Source organism: Acidovorax sp. FG42 (assembly GCF_057809195.1).
On the sequence record NZ_JBMDJM010000007.1, the window covers coordinates 1 to 17584 of the forward strand.

Consider the following 17584-nt stretch of genomic DNA (forward strand, 5'->3'; position numbering starts at 1 on the left):
GGCGGTTGGGCAGGCCCGTGAGGGCGTCGTAGAAGGCCAGGCGTTCGATTTCTTGCTCGGCACGTTTGCGATCGGTGATGTCGCGGCACACGCCCAGGATGCCCGTCACGCGGCCGTGCAAGTCACGGATGGGTGTCTTGATGGTCTCGAACTGGCCCTGGTAGCCGTCTTCCGCGAAGGTGAGCGTCTCCTCGTACACCAACGGTTGCCAGGCCTGCATGGCACGCTGGTCGTACTTGCGAAAGCGCTCGGCGTCGGCGGGCGCCACCAGGTCAAAGTCGCTGCAGCCCACGACCTGGCTCTCCGGCCGGCCCGCAAAACGCTCAAACACCGGGTTGACCGACAGGTACACCCCGTGGGTGTCCTTCATGAACACCATGTCCGGCATGGCGTTGACCACGCTGGCCAGGTGCGCCTTCTGCTGGGCCAGCTCCTGTTCGATACGCTTGAGCGCCGTCAAGTCGTAGGCAAACAGCACCACGGCGGCCACCCCTTGCGCCGTCACGCTCTCGGGGGCGATGGTGGTGTGGCGGAACTGGGTGCCGTCGGGGCCATCAATGCGGTTCTCAAACACCGCTGTCTCGCCCGCAAAGGCTTTTTCAAGGTGCGGGTGGATGCGTGCAAACACTTCGGGCGGAATCACATCCTGCAGCAGCTGGCCTTCCAGCTCCTGGGGCGTGGTGTAGAGCCAGCGGGCCTGCTGCTCATTGACGTACAGCACGCGCAAGTCCCGGTCGATCCGCGACACACCGCCCGGCACGTGGCGCAGCGTGTTGGCCATGAGCGCCTGCTGGGCGTGCGCGGCCTCTTCAGCCTGATGGTGGGCGGTGATGTCGGTCTGCACGCCATCCCACAGCACCCGGCCATCCTGCAGCCGGCGAGGCGACGAACTCAGGTGCATCCAGCGCACCTGGCCGTCGGTGCGGCGCACCCGAAACACCGCCTCCAGGCTGGTCATGGACAGGTAGGACTGGCGCTCGGCCTGGCGCAGGCGGTCGATGTCTTCAGGAAGGATCTGCCGGTACAGCACGCGCGGGTCCTGCAGCACGTCTTCGACCCGCACACCGTTCAGCCGCTCGATGGCGTCTCCCATGTGCACAAAATGCACCCGGCCATCCAGCTCGCGCACGATCTGGAACAACACGCTGTGCGGCAGGTTGCGCCCGAGCAGTGACAGACGCCCTTCGCTCTCGCGCAAAAGGCTTTCGGCCTCCTGGATGCGCGCAAACGGGCGACGAATACCTGCGTCAAACACCGCCTGGTACAGCAGCGCATACGCCACCACCCGAAAGCCATGGGACAAGACCCCACCCAACGTCGAATGCCCGCCCAGCGCGCCCACGGTGACCTCGCCGCACACGAAGGCACCGGCCGCCCAGGCAAACAGGCGCTCGCGCGGCGCCTCTTCGCTGTGGCTGCGGCGGTACAGCAACACCGCACTGGCGGCCAGTGCCAGGGCCAGCCCCACAGCCACCGCCTGACGCAAGGCCCCGTCTGCAGCATGGGCAAACCAGTGGGGCAGCGGTCCCAGCGCCGATCCCGCAAGCACCAGCGTGACGCCCCCCGCTGCGGCCAGCCACGCACGAGCCGGGCCGGGGGCCGACAGGCGCGTGGCGGTAAGCCCCAGGGTCAGCGCCTCGGCCACACGCGCCCAACTGCTCAGCCACAGCGACATGTCGGCGCTGCCCGGGGGCATGTGCACGGGGCCGGAATGCACCAGCACGCCGTGCAGAAAATTGCAGGCCGCCGCCACGCCAAAGCCCACTACCAGCACATTGGCGCGCGCCTGCTCCTGCGCCTCCAGGGCATGCAGCGATACGGACACCACCAGCAACCCCAGCAGCACCGCCACCAGCTCCAGCAGCGGCTCTAGCCCGTGCTGCGCGCCTGCCCCATCGCCCAGCATCTGCGCCAGTGGCACCACCACCAGCGCCAGCAATGCCACCACCAACACCACGGTGATGGCGGGCGCATCCGACCAGGGCATGCGCGCGGTCGGAGAGCTGTTGGGAGGGGGCATGGGCAAAGGGGTGAAAGGCAGTGCCGACGAAATGGCCGCACAACGTCACAAGTGTATCTACGCGTAAGGAAATAACCAGAGCGCTCGCCCCATGAAAAACGGGGCCGAAGCCCCGTTCCAGACAGCGCAGGAAAGCACCCCGTCCCGGCGTTGCGCGCACGCATCAGCACGGGGCGCGGTGGCCCCCTTTCACCCCTCCAGCAGCTGGCGCAGCACAAAGGGCAGGATGCCCCCGGCCTGGTAATAGTCCACCTCGATGGGAGTGTCGATGCGCAGGGTCACCGTCACCTCCTGCCGCGTGCCATCGGCCCGGTGGATGACCAGGCGCGCATCGCTTTGCGGCGTGAGTGCAGCGTCGGGCACCACGTCGATCACCTCGTTACCCGTCAGGCCCAGCGTTTCCCACGAATCGCCCGCCTTGAACTGCAGCGGCAGCACCCCCATGCCCACCAGGTTGGAGCGGTGAATGCGCTCGAAGCTGCGCGCCACCACGGCCTTGATGCCGAGCAGCTGGGTGCCCTTGGCGGCCCAGTCGCGGCTGGAGCCGGTGCCGTACTCTTCCCCCGCAAAAATCACGGTGGGCGTGCCCTGGGCCATGTACTGCATGGCAGCGTCGAAGATGAACATCTTCTCGCCCTGCAGCGCGCCCTCGTTCTGGAACACCGTGACGCCACCCTCCTCGCGCGAGCCATCAGCGGTGGGTGGGATCATCAGGTTCTTGATGCGCACGTTGGCGAAGGTGCCGCGCACCATCACATCATGGTTGCCGCGGCGGGCACCGTAGCTGTTGAAGTCTGCCTTTTGCACGCCGTGCTGCAGCAGCCATTGGCCGGCGGGCGAACTCTCCTTGATGGAACCAGCGGGCGAGATGTGGTCGGTGGTGATGGAGTCGCCAAACAGCGCCATGATGCGCGCTCCGTGCACCGCCGACGCGGCCGCCGCGCCCTGGTCGAGCGCAAACTGGGCAAAAAACGGCGGCTCGGCAATGTAGGTGCTGGCGGGCCAGGTGTAGGCCGTGCCGCTCACGCCCTTGATCTTCTCCCACAGCTTGCCGGGGTCGGAGGCCACCTTGGAATAGTTCTCGCGGAAGGCCTTGCCGTTCATGGCGTACTTGAGCAGGGCATGGACCTCGTCGCTGCTGGGCCAGATATCGCCCAGGTAGATGTCCTTGCCCCCTTTGCCTTTGCCCACCGGCTCGGTCATCAAGTCCTTGAGCACGGTCCCGGCAATGGCGTAGGCCACCACCAGCGGCGGGCTGGCCAGGAAGTTGGCCTTGAGGTTGGGGTGGATGCGCGCCTCGAAGTTGCGGTTGCCCGAAAGCACGGCTGCGCACACCAGGTCGTTGCTGGTGATGACCTCGTTCAGCTCGGGCGTGAGGTCGCCCGCGTTGCCGATGCAGGTGGTGCAGCCATAGCCCGCCAGCGCAAAGCCCAGCTTTTCCAGGTAGGGCAGCAAGCCGGTCTGCGTGAGGTATTCGGTGACGATGCGCGAGCCGGGGGCCAGCGAGGTCTTGATGTGCGGCTGCACCTTGAGCCCTGCCTCCACCGCCTTCTTGGCCAAGAGGCCTGCGGCCAGCAGCACGCTGGGGTTGCTGGTGTTGGTGCAGCTGGTGATAGCGGCAATCAGCACATCGCCGTTGCCCACCGTGGGGTCGGCCCCCTTGCTGGGCAGCGTGGTGGCCTGGGCGTGGTCGCGGGCCGTGGCCAGCGCGGGTTTGTTGGCCTCCATCTCCACCACCGAACGCGGCGCACCGGCGGGTGTGGGCTTGCCGTCGGGGGTCACATCAGTCACCACCTCTGCAGCGCGGTGGATGTGGAACCGCGTGTGCAACAGCTCCGCCGGGCGGTTGAAGCCGTTTTGCGCATTGGGCTTGCTGAACAGGTCGGCAAACTGGCTGCTGACCTTGCCCAGTTCGATGCGGTCCTGGGGACGCTTGGGGCCCGCCAAACTGGGCGTCACGCTGCCCAGGTCCAGCGTCACGACCTGCGAGTAGTCCACCTCGCCGGCCAGGGGCACGCCAAACAGGCCCTGGGCCTTGAAGTAGGCCTCGAAAGCCTCGATCTCGCCCTTGGTGCGGCCCGTGCCCTTGAAGTAGTCGATGGTCTTTTCATCGACCGGGAAGAAGCCCATGGTGGCGCCGTATTCGGGCGCCATGTTGCCGATGGTGGCGCGGTCGGGCAACGCCAGGGTGCGCGTGCCTTCACCGAAAAATTCGACGAACTTGCCCACCACCTTGTGCTGGCGCAGCAGCTCGGTCACCGTCAGCACCAAGTCGGTGGCGGTCACGCCCTCGCGCAGCTGGCCCGTCATCTCAAAGCCCACCACATCGGGGGTGAGGAAGTACACGGGCTGGCCCAGCATGGCGGCCTCGGCCTCGATACCGCCCACGCCCCAGCCCACCACGCCAATGCCGTTGATCATGGTGGTGTGGCTGTCGGTGCCCACCAGGGTGTCGGGGTAGTAAACATGGTCCTTGCGCTTGTGCACGCCACGCGCCAGGTATTCGAGGTTGACTTGGTGCACGATGCCAAAGCCTGGGGGCACCACGCCAAAGGTGTCAAAGGCCTGCATGCCCCATTTCATGAACTCGTAGCGCTCGCGGTTGCGCTGGAATTCGAGCTTCATGTTCAGGTCGAGCGAATTCTTCTTGCCGTAGTGGTCCACCATGATGGAGTGGTCCACCACCAGGTCCACGGGCACCAGGGGTTCGATCTTCTTGGGGTTCTTGCCCAGCTTGGCGGCCACGCTGCGCATGGCGGCCAGGTCGGCCAGCAGCGGCACGCCGGTAAAGTCCTGCAGGACTACGCGCGAGACGACGAAGGGGATCTCGTCCTTGCGCTCGGCATTGGGCGCCCAGCGGGCCAGTTGCTCCACATGCTCTGGCGTCACCTTGCGGCCATCGCAGCTGCGCAGCACCGATTCGAGCACGATGCGGATCGACACCGGCAAGCGCTGGATCTGCGGGAACTGCTTGGCCAGCGCGGGCAGGGAGTAGAACTTGCCCTCCTTGCCCGATGCGGTCTTGAAGCCCTTGAGCGTGTTGGCAAAGGCGTGGCGGGCGGGCGGGGACGATGGGGTGGCTGGCGGCTTGGGCGATGAGGCCATGGCGAACTCCTTGATGAAAAGACGACAGCGCCTATTCTGGCAGTCCCCCATGACGGTGCAATCGCTGGGGGTATGTGCCCCCGTGCCCAAAGGCCCATCGGAAGGGCTCAGGCGACGCGTTACCCACCTTTTCAAGGAAAAATTCGCCCAAGCGCTACTTGAACATACCCTGATAGCTACTAAATTTATAGCAATTGCCCACTAGGCTGCAGCCCATGCAGGCAGGCGGCGCACCCCCATCCACTGCAGCTCGGCAATGACTGCCACCGAAACCACATGCACCAACAGGTAGGCCTGGCCCAGGAACGTGGGAGCGACGGCATTGCCCAGCAGCAGCGCCAGGCTGGCCAGCGCCCACCCGAAATTGGCAACGATCAGCACCCACAGGCTGCCACGCGGCATGTTGTGCGCACGGGCAATGCGGGTGGCCAGCGCGGCGTATCCCAGCAGCAAGACGCCCGACAACACCAGCAGGCCGGACGGCAGCCCCAGCCATTCGGCCAATGACGCCGTCAGCAGCAGATGCAAAGCGCCGAGCAGCAGCCCGGTGGACGCATCGAACCAGACCAGGGCACGCAAGAAGGCGGGGGAAGACAGCAGGTTGAACATGACAAGCTCCTTGGAGGGTTGAAGAAGGCTGCATCGTTGCCGCCCAGGCGCATGGCGTCGATAACGTGCCAGGTAATGGCCGCTGCGCAGCTTGGGCCTAGGATGCTGGGCATGACGTCCACACCTTCCACGCCCTCCCGCCGCACCCCGCGCCATCCGCTGCCGCACCGCGCTGTAACACCTGGGCCCGCCAGTTTTGGGGACCACCTGCGCACCTGGCGCCAGCAGCGGCACCTGAGCCAGCTGGAGCTGGCCGACGAGGCGGACATCTCCACGCGGCACGTGAGCTTCATGGAGACCGGCCGCACCAACCCCAGTCGCGACATGGTGCTGCGCCTGTGCGAGCGCCTGGCCATCCCGCTGCGCGAGCGCAACACACTGCTGGTGGCGGCTGGCTACGCCCCCATGTACCGCGAGCGCGCGCTGGACGACCCGGCACTGGCCGCCGCGCGTCAGGCGGTGGAATTGGTCCTCAAGGGCCACGAACCCTGCCCCGCCATCGCACTGGACCGCTGCTGGAACGTGGTGGCCGCTAACCGCGCTGCACAAGCCCTGCTGGCTGCACATGTCAGCCCCGAACTGCTCGCGCCCCCAGTCAACGTATTTCGCCTGAGCCTGCACCCGGACGGACTGGCCTCACGCATCGCCAATCTGGCGCAATGGCGCCACCACCTCTTCGAGCGCCTGCGCCAGCAGATTCATGCCACGGCCGACCCCGCCTTGCTGGCCCTACAGGCAGAACTGCTCGAATATCCCGCACCCGAGGAATCGCCCCCGCTCGTCATGGCCGGAGAAATGTTGGGAGTCGTGATGCCGTTTTGTTTTGAAAGCGTGCATGGCATGTTGTCCCTCATCAGCACCACGACCATATTCGGCACCCCGGTGGATGTGACCTTGCAGGAACTGGCCGTGGAATCGTTTTTCCCGGCCGATGCATTTACCGCGCAGATACTGCGGGAGATGGCGCAGCAATATGCTGCGGATTGACCACCCAGGGCTCGAGTGCCGACAACAAGACGACACTTGTTTGGCACGATGGTCGGCTTGAGGCCTGCGCAGCCTGCATCGCGATAACCCCCCAATAGGAGCAGCATGCGGATTTTTAGCGGCTGTGGGATGTACCGATACTCCAGATGCCGGAAGGAAAGCGATAGCCGTGCCCCAAAACCTCCAACCATGCCACGCCAAAAAAAATAGCCCGCAGTAGCGGGCTATTTTTGGGCGCAAGGAACGCTGATTCTCAGATGGCGAACTTTTCGCGGTTTTCGTTCTGAATCCATTTGGGCGCCTTGCCACGGCCCGTCCATGTCTGGCCGGTGGCTGGGTCGCGGTACTTGGGAGCCACCTTGGTGCCCGCCGTGGAGCTGCGGCCTGTTTTGCCAGCGGCCTTGCCGGCTGGAAACACGTCCTGGGCAGTCAAACCATATTCGGCCACCAGAGAGCGAACTTGGGATACAGCATCCGCCAATTCCCGGCGACGGGCTTCGCTGATTTGCTGCTCAAGGGCTTCACGCTGCTTCAAAAGTTCTTTGTAGCTGGTCATGGTGTCTGAATAAGGAATTAGGGTTGGAGACTGGGCGATTATATGAATAACAGAAGGCATGCCACATGCCCTGGTAAAAATTTGCATTAAGAAACCACAGAAATGGGCCTGGCATATTCGTCCGCAGGCTATCTCCTGCAGCAAAGCCCCATAAAACTTTCAAAAATCGCTTCCGATGTGCAGCAATACAGCTCAATGCGTTGGCCTGCCCTCCCAGCGCTTGAAATATCCGGCCGATACACATCCTCTTTTCGTCTACGGCAGATAAATGCACAGCTTCTGCCATCAAAATGCGGCTGCGATGTAATGGCGTGCACTATCTACCTCGGGCAAGGGCCTGAATATGCTGGCACACCCTGGGCTAGCAGACACGCATGCGCCCATCCAGGCAACCCACGCTCCCCGACACCCACTGCGCAGTGAGGGGCAGTGCTCCACGTGAAAAGCCTCGCGCGAAGCCCATTGCGCCTCAGCAGAAAATCAAGGCTTCACTCCACACCCTTTACGACCCCAGACCATCATGGCTATTTACTGTATCGGCGACATCCAGGGCTGCGACGGCGCTCTGGGGCGCCTGCTGGACACCATCGGCTTTTCTGCCAGCCGGGACACGGTGTACCTGCTCGGGGACCTGGTCAACCGCGGCCCCGACTCCGCCGCCGTGTTGCGCCGCTGCATGCAGCAGGGGGATGCCATCCGCTGCCTGCTGGGCAACCACGACCTGCACTTGCTCGCTGCCGCACATAGCGCACGCAAGCCGTCGCGCCGCGATACATTGGCCTCGGTGCTCGACGCGCCGGACCGCAGCGCTTTGCTCGAATGGCTGCGTCATCAACCCTTGGCGCGGTCCCACGAGCATTCCGGCCAGAGCCTGCTGATGGTGCATGCAGGTGTGGTCCCTGCCTGGAGCACCGCAGACACGCTGGCACGCGCGCAGGAGGTGCAGGATGTGCTGCGCAGCCCGGATTTGCCCGCCTTTCTGCACGCCATGTACGGCAACACGCCCGATCACTGGGATGACGACCTCACGGGCACAGACCGGCTTCGTGTAATCGTCAACGCATTGACACGCATGCGCTTTTGCTCATCGGGCGGGGTAATGGATTTTGAAAGCACTGAGAGCGCCAGCGCGGCCCCGGAGGGCCTGATGCCCTGGTTTGACGTGCCGGGCCGGCGCACTGCTGGCACTTTGATGGCCTTTGGTCACTGGTCCACGCTGGGCTGGCTCAACCGCAACGACCTGCTGGGCCTGGACACCGGCTGTGTGTGGGGAGGCTGCCTGAGCGCCGTGCGTTTTGGCAAGACGCTGGCTGACCGCGAACTGCTGCAGGTGCACTGCGAGCAGGCACAGCAGCCGGGCTAGAGAGATGAGGCGCTAGGGAGATGAGAGGCCCGGGCAGACAACAAGCCCGGGACAGGCAAGACGGCAGTCAGCGCAAAGAGAGCGCTTGCGCTTATTGCGTGGAGGTTTCCGGCTGCACAGCCTTGAACAAGGCGGCCACTTTGCGCTTGGGTTTGATGTTGGCCGAAATGCTGCTGCGCGCGGGCGACTTGGCTGCGGCCTCCCAGGCGGGGGCGGCATCCGCATTGCTGGGTTCGTAAGGCTTTTCAAAGAAGGGGTCACGCGATGCCACCGCTGGGCGGAAGCCTCGGTGGTGTTCACGCGGCTCGCGGCGCTCGTTGCGTTCGCGCACGGCGGCGGGAATCACGTCGCGCGGGTCTCCGGCCTCGCCCGATTCGCGCCATGCGCGGCGGCCGTCATTGATGCGACCACGGGGGCGGTCTTCTTCGTACTCGATGGCTTCGAGATCGATCTTTTTCTTAATCAGCTTCTCGATGTCGGCCACCAGGCGGGCATCGCTGCCCGACACCAGCGTAACCGCCAAACCCGACGCGCCCGCACGGCCCGTGCGGCCGATGCGGTGCACATAGTCTTCGGCGTTGAACGGCACGTCGAAGTTGAACACCGCAGGCACGTCCTTGATGTCGAGGCCGCGCGCGGCCACATCGGTACAGACCAGCAGATCGACTTCGCCCTTCTTGAAGGCTTCCAGCGCCTTCAGGCGCTCGTCCTGGCTCTTGTCGCCATGCAGCGCGGCAGTCTTGAGGCCCTCGCGCTCCAGGCTACGCGCCAAACGGGCGCAGCCGAGCTTGCTGTTCACGAAGATGAAGGCCTGCTTGATGCCACGGGTCTTGAGCACCTGGTGGATGGCGCGGCGCTTGTCATCGTCGTTAGCGCTGTAGAAGCGCTGTTCCACGGTGGAGGCCGTTTCGTTCGGGCGAGCCACCTCGATGGTGATGGGGTTTTGCAGGTAGCTGCTGGCCAGGCGCTTGATCTCGGGCGAAAAAGTGGCACTGAACAGCAGCGTGGTGCGCTGCTTGGGCAGATAGCTCAGGATGCGCTGCAGATCGGGCAGGAAGCCGATGTCCAGCATGCGGTCGGCCTCGTCGAGCACCACGTACTCGACCTGGTTGAGCACCGCGTTCTTGGCCTCGATGTGGTCCAGCAGGCGGCCGGGGGTGGCCACCAGCACCTCGACGCCCTTTTTCAGTTCGATGGTCTGGGGCTTCATGTCCATGCCGCCAAACACCACGGTGCTGCGCAGCTTGGTGTGTTTGGCGTACAGGGCGATCTGCTGGGCCACCTGGTCCGCCAGCTCGCGGGTGGGCAGCAGCACCAGGGCGCGCACGGGGTGGCGCGCGGGCGATGTGGAGCTGTTCTCGTGCTTGAGCAGGCGCTGCAGCAGGGGCAGCGAGAAGGCAGCCGTTTTGCCGGTGCCGGTCTGAGCGGCGCCCATCACGTCCTGACCGGTGAGCACCACCGGGATGGCCTGCGCCTGGATGGGCGTCATGGACTCGTAGCCCATTTCGGCTACGGCGCGCGCCAGCGGCTCAGCCAGCGATAGATTGGAAAAGGAACTTGTCATTTAGCTCTCTATTGTCGCACCGGTGGCCCAAAAAGCGATTTTTCGGGCCCGGAGCGGCAAAAATGCGGTAGGCACAGTCAGCGCATCGGCATGCATTTGCTATATAATTAATAGCTAATAACGCATATTCAACCAGCACCATCGCCCGTTTTACACAAATATCACCCCTGCGGGGCAACGTGCTGCAACCCCTTGCTCCGCGTGCGGGCGTTGCGTGGTCGGCAGGGCATTGTCTGGACGGCGGGCCGGACAAACCCCCAAAGAACAGGTCTACCACCGAGGGCGGCAGAAGCCACCCAATGAGACCCGCCGCCTTTTCAGGTCCAGTGCACTGGACCTGTGTGCCAGCGCCTTATTCAGCGGCGCGCCTCAGCGTATCCACCACGGGGCGAAGCAGCACCTCACGCAGGCCCCACCAGCCCGCAGCCAGCGCCAGCACCGCCCCGGCCAGCGCCCCCGCCAGCGGCACCCAGGGAGCAGCCGTCCAGGTGAAGTCAAAAACGTAGCGTGCCAGTGCCCAGCCCACGCCCACGGCCACGGCACTGGCCAGAAAGCCCGCCAGAAGACCCACGCCCACCAGTTCGGCACGCTGCACCTGGCGCAGCAGGCTGGCCCGGGCACCCACTGCCCGCATGATGGCGTACTCCCGTGCGCGCTCTTCGCGGGTGGCGGTCACAGCGGCAAACAGCACCACCAGCCCGGCCGCGAGCGTGAAGGCAAACAGAAACTCCACCGCCCGGATCACCTGCTCCAGCACCCGCTGTACCTGGGCAATGGTGGCGCCCATGTCCACATTGGTGATGTTGGGAAACTGGCGTACCAGCGCATTGTCAAAACCGTGGGTTTCGGGGGCGCGGTAGGCGGCCAGGTAGGTGACCGGAACGTCCTTGACCTCTGCCACCGGGTACATCACAAAGAAGTTGGCGCGCATGGAGCCCCAGTCCACCTTGCGCAGGCTGGTGATGCGGGCCTCATCCTGCACACCACCCATGTCGAACTGCAAACGGTCGCCCAACTGCAGGCCCAAAGTTTGGGCAATACCTTCTTCCACGCTGATGGCGCCCTCCTCGCCCGGCGTCCAGCGACCGGCCACCACCTGATTGTGGGGTGGCGCCTCCACGGCGTTGGAGAGGTTGAATTCACGGTCCACCAGGCGTTTGGCGCGGTCGTCGGTGTAGTTGTCGGGGCCGACCGGCTTACCGTTCACGGCCACCAGGCGACCCCGGATCATGGGGTACCAGTCGTAGCGCGCCACGCCGCTATCCTTGAGCGTTTGCTGAAACGCCTCGGACTGGTCCGGCATCACGTTGATGACAAAGCGGTTGGGCGCGTCGGGCGGCGTCGCCTTGCGCCAGCTGCTGATGAGGTCAGTGCGCAGCAGCACCAGCAGCACCAGGGCCAGCAAGCCCACGGCGAGGCTGCTGACCTGCACCACGGCATAGGCTGGGCGTGCAGAGATCTGCCGCGTGGCCAGCACCAGCCAGCGCGGGGCCGTGGCCTCGTTCACACTCTTGCGCAACAGCTTGACCGCCACCCACGACAACCCCGCAAACAGCGCCACCGCGCCCGCAAAGCCACCCACGGCAATCAGCCCCAGCTTGATGTCGCTGCTGACTGCCAGCAACAGCGCGGCAAAGCCCGCAATGCCGACACCCAGCACGGCCAGCGAGGCCGGCTTGAGCCCGCCCACATCGCGCCGGATCACCCGCAGCGGCGGCACCTGCGCCAGTTGCAGCACCGGCGGCAGGCCAAACGCCAACAATAGCGTGAGCCCCATGCCCAGGCCAAACACCACCGGCCACAGGCTGGGCGGCGGCAGGGCCGACTCCACCAGGCCCGCCAGCAGCAGCACGAAGGCGTAGTGCACCACGTAGCCCAGCGCAACACCCAGCGAGCTGGCAAACAGGCCAATGAGCGCGAACTCGGTGGTGTAGGCCCCCGCAATGGTGCGCTGGCTCTGCCCCAGCACGCGCAACATGGCCGAGGCGTCGAGGTGCTCGGCCGCAAACCCGCGCGCGGCCAGCGCCACGGCCACGGCCGAGAGCAACGCAGCCAGCAGCGCCACCAGGCTCAGGAATTTCTGGGCACGGTCGAGGGTCTGGCGCATTTCGGGGCGGCCGCTTTCCAGCGACTCCACGCGCACGCCATGCACTTCGGGCTTTTTGGCCTCGGCCACCGCCCACTCGTTGAACGCCTGGATGGCGGGCGCCGGGCCGATGACGGCAAAGCGATACGTCAGGCGGCTGGCAGGCTGCACCAAGCCCGTGGCGGGCAGGTCACGTTCGTTGACCATCACCCGCGGCGCAAAGCTCATGAAGCCCGCACCCCGGTCCGGCTCGATGACGATGATGCGCGCAATGCGCAGCTGTGCATCGCCCAGCAACAACTTGTCGCCCATGGCAAGGTTGAGCGATTCGAGCAGCGGCGCATCCACCCACACCTCGCCGGGCGCCGGGATGTCGCGCGTAGGCTGCTCCAGCGCGCCAGGAGCATCTGCCACCGTGAGGCTGCCGCGCAGCGGGTAGCCCGGCTGCACACTTTTGAGTGCCACCAGCTTGCTGGCGCCACCCTGTGCATCGCTCGCGCGGCCCATGGTCGGAAAGCCCAGCGTGGTCACCGACTGGAGCCCGAGCGCTTTGGCGCGCTCCACAAAAGCGGCTGGCGTCGGGTTGTCGCTGGCCACCACCGCATCACCCCCCAGCAGTTGCAGGGCATCGCGCTGCAGGCCCCCTTGCAGACGATCCGCAAAAAACCCCACCGACGTGAGCGCGGCCACGGCCAGGGAGACGGCCACGATTAGCAGGCGCAACTCGCCCGCACGCAGGTCCCGGGCCAGGGTGCGCCAGCCAAGGCGCAAAAAAGACAGGTTCATGGGCGGACCTTAGCGCAAAGCCAACGGGCTGGCGGTCTGTGGGGTGTTAGTGCTGGATCAAGGCCAACCGTCAGGGCCGCGCGGTGGGGGTGGCAGCGGGCGGGGTCGCCGCAGCCGTCGCCAGCGCCGGTTCTGCCGTGTCCGCTGCCACGACGGGGATTTCGTTGGTGGCGTTGGTCGCCAGCGCCTGCAGCCGTTGCTCCAGGGCCTGTAACACCGGGGTGATCTGCGGGCCAACGCGAATCTGCGGGTTCGAGAAGCCATCGGCTTTTCCAGCCTCGACCTCGCGCTGCTGGATCAGCGGAACCGCTTTGGCAAATGCCTCGGTAAAAGAATGGGTCTGGCGCAGTTGTTCATGGAACACCGCGCGGCCAAAAAAAGTCAGCTCCGACAACCTGCCGCAGCCATACGAGGTGTGGGTGGCATCGGCCGCCGTCATGATCAGGGTGCTGTCCGTGGCCAGCGGTTCAATCCAGCCCCCGGAAAAGCATGCGGACACCGCGATCACACGGTTGCGGATACCCGCCTCATCGAGCGCTGTGCGCAGCATCTCGGGCGTCACCGGCGGCACCAGAAGCGGCCAATGCGACGCCGCCAGCTCATGGTTGCGCGCGCCGTGCGAGGTCATGTAGATCACCAGCACATCGCGCTCCCGGTCCATGCGTGCGGCCAGGGCAGCAATGGCGCGCTGCAGGTTCTCGGGCGTTGCCCACGGGTGGGTCTGCGCAGTGTCCGCATGGTTGAGGAGGTGCAGCACCCGCCCCTGGGCGTCAAACCGCTCCTGCAGCAGCGCGCTGACCATGCTGCTTTCGCGGCGGAACACGTTTTCATCCGCATAGGGGGCAAACACCAGCCCGTAGACATCTGTCACGCCAGGGCGCTCTGGCGCCAAGGCCTCCACCTGCTGTTGCCACAGCAGCTGCTGGTCTTCAAACAGGCCCTGTGACAGTGCCAGGTGTGCAGGTTCCGGAGGCGGTGCACCGTCGGCAGACTGCGCAGAGGCATCTGCCAGCGCCTGGGCGTCCTCCTCCCAGGGCTGGTCCTGAAACTGCCACATGCCCACGCCCACCACTGCGGCCATCGCCAGTCCAAACACCGCGGTTCGCACACGGGAGCGGATGAAGCGTGCACTCACAACCACTAGGGCGGCCAGCACCCACACAGTGAGCACGCCATAAGCAACCCAGAAAACGATGCTGGCCACCGCACCGCTCCACCAATCCGGCTGGTGAACTGCCATCCCCATCAACACGTACAGCACCAGCAAGGGCCCCAGAGGGGCCCACGCTGACAGCACATACCAGGCCGCCAATCCGCCGGAAGGGCTGGGCGCCCGAGGCTCGCCCGCCAGGGCCGGCGCTCGCTGTGCGGGCGCCATGGCCCACCATGCCAGCCACAGCAGCACCAGGCCGCTCCACATGGGTGCAAGCCAACCCCGCAGGCTGAACTGCGCAGGGCCCACCACCTGCCACCGTGCGGCCCCCACCAGCAGCGCCGCGCTGATCAGCGACAGCACCAGCAATTGCCAGGGCGTAGGCGCTGCGGCCCCCGTGCGCGGCGCAAGGAACAAGGCCGCGCGCAATCCCTCGCGCATCCAGCCCCACAGCGAAAGGCGTTCCGGCGCAAGAGCCGCCCTGCCTACCAGCGATGGCGGCGGGTCTTGCGGCGATCGGCCCAAAGGAACTTCAATCTCTGTGTGGGCCAACTCGGGGCCCCACTGGCTGGGTAACGTGTCGGCCCAGGTACTGCTGCTGGCGTTCAGGTCTTTCATGCGCGCATCATGCCATCGCAGGTTGACGTCTCGATGCGCATGATCGCAGCCGAAACACGGAGGCTGCGCGCCACTCCGCGAGCCCCTGAGCCGAGCAAGCAAGAGCCTGGTCTATGGCGCCATTGCCTCGGCGCTCGTACCGCTGGCAAGGGCCTTCCCAATGGCAAAATAAAACCAAAAATAATATTGATTTGATATTAAATAACTTATGGAGCATAATTCGACTCGTTGCAGTCACCGCTCACGACGCGAGCTGTCATCGCAACCCCTGCCTCCACGCGATTTCAACGCCCCAGGCAGGCCGCTTTCGGCGACGCTTGTCGCCCAGTGGGTCTGAAGAGCTGCAGCCCACCGAGTCCCTCGATGCTCACGCAAGCCTGTGCAGGTCTGCGTTCCCGAATGCACTAGATTTCAAATAACGCCATTTCCATGGGCCAGTACGTCGTTTCGCCCGCGACACACCCTACCGACTGCGGTGGCTTTCGCGCCTCCTTCTCGGTCCAGCGCGCCGCAGGCAACGGCAGCTACTGCCGCGTATTCCGTTTTGACAAAGCCTTTGCCTCGCGCGAGGCGGCGCGGCTCTTTGCAGTTACCCAGGGCTGGCTCCAGACCTGCATGGCGCACCCGCCTGTGTGCTGATGGATTGATCTGCCAACGCCAGATTGTTTTCACCAGTCACCCCCTTCCACCCCTTCAGTTGTCAGGCCAGCCGGCGCGCGCAGCTGTCTCCCCACGGTACGCTTTTCGTGCGCACCACATCTCAGAAAGGCTCTTCTATGAGCAGCAAAATCTACGTGGGCAACCTGCCCTACTCCGTGACCGACGCCACCCTCGAAAGCAACTTCGCCGAGTTCGGCGGCGTGTCTTCCGCCAAGGTCATGATGGACCGCGAAACCGGCCGCTCCAAAGGCTTTGGATTCGTGGAAATGGCCAATGCCGAAGTGGCCCAGGCGGCCATCAGCGCGCTGCACGGCATGTCTGTGGATGGACGCTCGATCGTGGTCAACCTCGCCCGTCTCCGTGAAACCACCGGCGGCGCCGGTGGCTACAGCGCCTCAGGTTACAACACCAACAAGCGCTCGGACGTTGGCTATGGCAACGGCGGCTTTGGCGGCGGTCGCTACTGAGCCCCGACTACCCACCACGAAAAGCCGGCGCTCAGACGCCGGCTTTTTTTCGTCCTGCCCCCATCCGGCGGTGCACGCCCAGCGCCTCTGGGCCTCAGCGTGGGCCAGCACTCTGCGCGGGTGGCACAACGGGTGCCTGCGCCAGCTCCGGCTGCAGAACCAGGCGGTGCGCACCGCTGTAGCAGACAAAGCGGCGATTGGTCGCGCGCCCGATGGCGCACAGGCCCAACTGCTGGGCCACGGCGTGGCCCATCTGGGTCATGCCGCTGCGGGACACCACGATGGGCACACCCATCTGCGCGGACTTGATGACCATCTCGCTGGTGAGGCGGCCCGTGGTGTAGAACACCTTGTCCGCCCCCGACATGGGAACAGACGCAGAGCCTTCAGCGGGGCTGCCTGACGCAGGCGTTTCAGGGTTCATCCACATCCAGCCGGCGATGGTGTCGATGGCATTGTGGCGCCCGACATCCTCCACGAAGGTGAGTAGCTCCTCCCCCTGGAACAACGCGCAGCCGTGGACCGAGCCGGACGACTTGTAGGTGGTCTCCTTGAGGCGAATCGCATTGACGATGCCGTAAAGCTGGCCCTGGGTCAGGCGGGCGTCGGGCAACTGGATGCGGTCCACTTCGTCCATGAGCCCGCCAAACACGCTGCCCTGCCCGCAGCCCGTGGTGACAACCTTGCTGGCCGTGCGCTCCTCAATGCGCGCGATGCCGTGGCGCGTGCGCACGGCAGCGGCATGCACCTCCCAATCGACCGTGATGGATTCGATGTCGTACACCGACTCGACGAGCCGCTGGTTGCGCAAGTAGCCCAGCACCAGCAACTCCGGTTGCGCACCCAATGTCATCAGCGTGACGAGCTCGCGCTTGTCCACATAAATCGTCAACGGACGCTCTGCCGGGATCTGCACCTGCTCGCGCTCGCCCAGCTCATTCACGATCTCCACCGCGTGGGTGAGCGGGGCATGGGCCCGCGTCAAGCGCGGCAGCGCGGGCATGGACGAGCCGGAAGGGGCAGATGAAGAACTCATGGGGCAAATATACGCAGTGCAAGACGCCAGCGGTGGGCGAAAGGGAATAGGTTGCGAAGTGGTTGCGCCACAGTGCCCCGGCATGTGGGCCCCGTCAGGCACCCTTCGCACCACCGCCCACAAAAAAGCCGCGCCCCACAAGGGAACGCGGCTCGTAGCCTGAAGCGACAGCGTGCGTCAGGACTTGGAGGCAGGCGCAGCCGCTGCTGCGGGCACCTGCGTGCTCGGAGGGCTGCTGGCCGTGCCTGGTGGCGAATGGGCGCCTGCAGCCTCGGCCGGTTTGGCGGCTGGCGGTGTGTAGGCGAAGGGGCCGGGATCGGCGCAAGCAGCTCCACCCGCAGCCGCGGGCTTAGCCGAGGGCGTGGTCTTGCGGTAGTGCGCGGCCACCTTGTCTTGCGACAGGCACAGCTTGTAGTTGTCCACCTTGCCGGCCCATGCGGCCTTGGCGGCGGCTTCGGTGGCCTTGGCTGCGGCCTCGGGGGACGGGACCGGTAGCTTGGCGGATGCCACCGTGCATACGGCTGCCGCGCACAGCGCCAGCAAAGAGGTGCGGATGCTTGATCTCGTCATGGAG

13 protein-coding genes are annotated in these 17584 nt (G+C 65.2%); 4 read left to right on the forward strand and 9 right to left on the reverse strand.

Annotated features, from left to right (window positions below; all coding sequences use genetic code 11):
* The 3 genes from ACODSM_RS09245 to ACODSM_RS09255 form a co-directional block, all read right to left on the reverse strand.
* On the reverse strand, window positions 1–2020 hold a 2020-nt coding region (locus ACODSM_RS09245), incomplete at its 3' end, for a PAS domain-containing protein (protein WP_488805050.1).
* Window positions 2021–2209: 189 nt separating this feature from the next.
* A complete protein-coding gene (locus ACODSM_RS09250; RefSeq protein WP_488805051.1) occupies window positions 2210–5125 on the reverse strand; it encodes an aconitate hydratase in 2916 nt (971 codons plus the stop codon).
* A gap of 201 nt (window positions 5126–5326) precedes the next feature.
* A complete protein-coding gene (locus tag ACODSM_RS09255) occupies window positions 5327–5734 on the reverse strand; it encodes a hypothetical protein (protein WP_291447339.1) in 408 nt (135 codons plus the stop codon).
* 111 nt (window positions 5735–5845) lie between these two features.
* Here ACODSM_RS09255 and ACODSM_RS09260 point away from each other — a divergent pair, with 111 nt between their 5' ends.
* Window positions 5846–6721, forward strand: a complete 876-nt coding sequence (locus tag ACODSM_RS09260) for a helix-turn-helix domain-containing protein (protein WP_488805052.1) — start codon at window positions 5846–5848, stop codon at window positions 6719–6721.
* 253 nt (window positions 6722–6974) lie between these two features.
* Here ACODSM_RS09260 and ACODSM_RS09265 read toward each other — a convergent pair whose 3' ends face one another.
* Window positions 6975–7277, reverse strand: a complete 303-nt coding sequence (locus tag ACODSM_RS09265; protein WP_015015416.1) for an H-NS histone family protein — start codon at window positions 7275–7277, stop codon at window positions 6975–6977.
* 520 nt (window positions 7278–7797) lie between these two features.
* Here ACODSM_RS09265 and ACODSM_RS09270 point away from each other — a divergent pair.
* A complete protein-coding gene (locus tag ACODSM_RS09270) occupies window positions 7798–8640 on the forward strand; it encodes a symmetrical bis(5'-nucleosyl)-tetraphosphatase (protein WP_488805053.1) in 843 nt (280 codons plus the stop codon).
* Window positions 8641–8731: 91 nt separating this feature from the next.
* Here the strand turns inward: ACODSM_RS09270 and ACODSM_RS09275 are convergent, their stop codons facing one another.
* From ACODSM_RS09275 to ACODSM_RS09285, 3 genes are all read right to left on the reverse strand, one after another.
* Window positions 8732–10204, reverse strand: a complete 1473-nt coding sequence (locus ACODSM_RS09275) for a DEAD/DEAH box helicase (RefSeq protein WP_488805054.1) — start codon at window positions 10202–10204, stop codon at window positions 8732–8734.
* A 352-nt stretch (window positions 10205–10556) separates the two neighbouring features.
* Window positions 10557–13076, reverse strand: coding sequence for an ABC transporter permease (locus ACODSM_RS09280; protein ID WP_060986510.1), 2520 nt, complete (start codon window positions 13074–13076; stop codon window positions 10557–10559).
* 70 nt (window positions 13077–13146) lie between these two features.
* A complete protein-coding gene (locus ACODSM_RS09285; protein ID WP_488805055.1) occupies window positions 13147–14847 on the reverse strand; it encodes a C13 family peptidase in 1701 nt (566 codons plus the stop codon).
* A 429-nt stretch (window positions 14848–15276) separates the two neighbouring features.
* Here ACODSM_RS09285 and ACODSM_RS09290 point away from each other — a divergent pair, with 429 nt between their 5' ends.
* Both ACODSM_RS09290 and rbp read left to right on the forward strand, forming a co-directional pair.
* On the forward strand, window positions 15277–15486 hold the full coding sequence (locus ACODSM_RS09290; RefSeq protein ID WP_043565635.1) for a hypothetical protein: 210 nt from the start codon (window positions 15277–15279) through the stop codon (window positions 15484–15486).
* Between the two features lie 137 nt (window positions 15487–15623).
* Entirely contained in the window at window positions 15624–15974 is a 351-nt protein-coding gene (gene rbp, locus ACODSM_RS09295) for an RNA-binding regulator (protein ID WP_488805056.1), read from the forward strand.
* Between the two features lie 94 nt (window positions 15975–16068).
* Here rbp and ACODSM_RS09300 read toward each other — a convergent pair whose 3' ends face one another.
* A complete protein-coding gene (locus ACODSM_RS09300; RefSeq protein ID WP_488805057.1) occupies window positions 16069–17010 on the reverse strand; it encodes a formate dehydrogenase accessory sulfurtransferase FdhD in 942 nt (313 codons plus the stop codon).
* A gap of 177 nt (window positions 17011–17187) precedes the next feature.
* The gene (locus tag ACODSM_RS09305) at window positions 17188–17580 is read right to left on the reverse strand and encodes a hypothetical protein (protein ID WP_488805058.1); all 393 of its coding nucleotides are present in this window, start codon (window positions 17578–17580) and stop codon (window positions 17188–17190) included.
* Between the last annotated feature and the right edge of the window lie 4 nt (window positions 17581–17584).

Excerpts from the sequence above, each read along its gene's own strand:
- rbp (WP_488805056.1), top strand. The coding sequence starts at position 15,624 with ATGAGCAGCAAAATCTACGTGGGCAACCTGCCCTACTCCGTGACCGAC.
- ACODSM_RS09300 (WP_488805057.1), bottom strand. The coding sequence starts at position 17,010 with ATGAGTTCTTCATCTGCCCCTTCCGGCTCGTCCATGCCCGCGCTGCCG.
- ACODSM_RS09250 (WP_488805051.1), bottom strand. The coding sequence starts at position 5,125 with ATGGCCTCATCGCCCAAGCCGCCAGCCACCCCATCGTCCCCGCCCGCC.
- ACODSM_RS09285 (WP_488805055.1), bottom strand. The coding sequence starts at position 14,847 with ATGAAAGACCTGAACGCCAGCAGCAGTACCTGGGCCGACACGTTACCC.
- ACODSM_RS09260 (WP_488805052.1), top strand. The coding sequence starts at position 5,846 with ATGACGTCCACACCTTCCACGCCCTCCCGCCGCACCCCGCGCCATCCG.
- ACODSM_RS09290 (WP_043565635.1), top strand. The coding sequence starts at position 15,277 with ATGGGCCAGTACGTCGTTTCGCCCGCGACACACCCTACCGACTGCGGT.
- ACODSM_RS09255 (WP_291447339.1), bottom strand. The coding sequence starts at position 5,734 with ATGTTCAACCTGCTGTCTTCCCCCGCCTTCTTGCGTGCCCTGGTCTGG.
- ACODSM_RS09270 (WP_488805053.1), top strand. The coding sequence starts at position 7,798 with ATGGCTATTTACTGTATCGGCGACATCCAGGGCTGCGACGGCGCTCTG.
- ACODSM_RS09265 (WP_015015416.1), bottom strand. The coding sequence starts at position 7,277 with ATGACCAGCTACAAAGAACTTTTGAAGCAGCGTGAAGCCCTTGAGCAG.
- ACODSM_RS09275 (WP_488805054.1), bottom strand. The coding sequence starts at position 10,204 with ATGACAAGTTCCTTTTCCAATCTATCGCTGGCTGAGCCGCTGGCGCGC.
- ACODSM_RS09305 (WP_488805058.1), bottom strand. The coding sequence starts at position 17,580 with ATGACGAGATCAAGCATCCGCACCTCTTTGCTGGCGCTGTGCGCGGCA.
- ACODSM_RS09280 (WP_060986510.1), bottom strand. The coding sequence starts at position 13,076 with ATGAACCTGTCTTTTTTGCGCCTTGGCTGGCGCACCCTGGCCCGGGAC.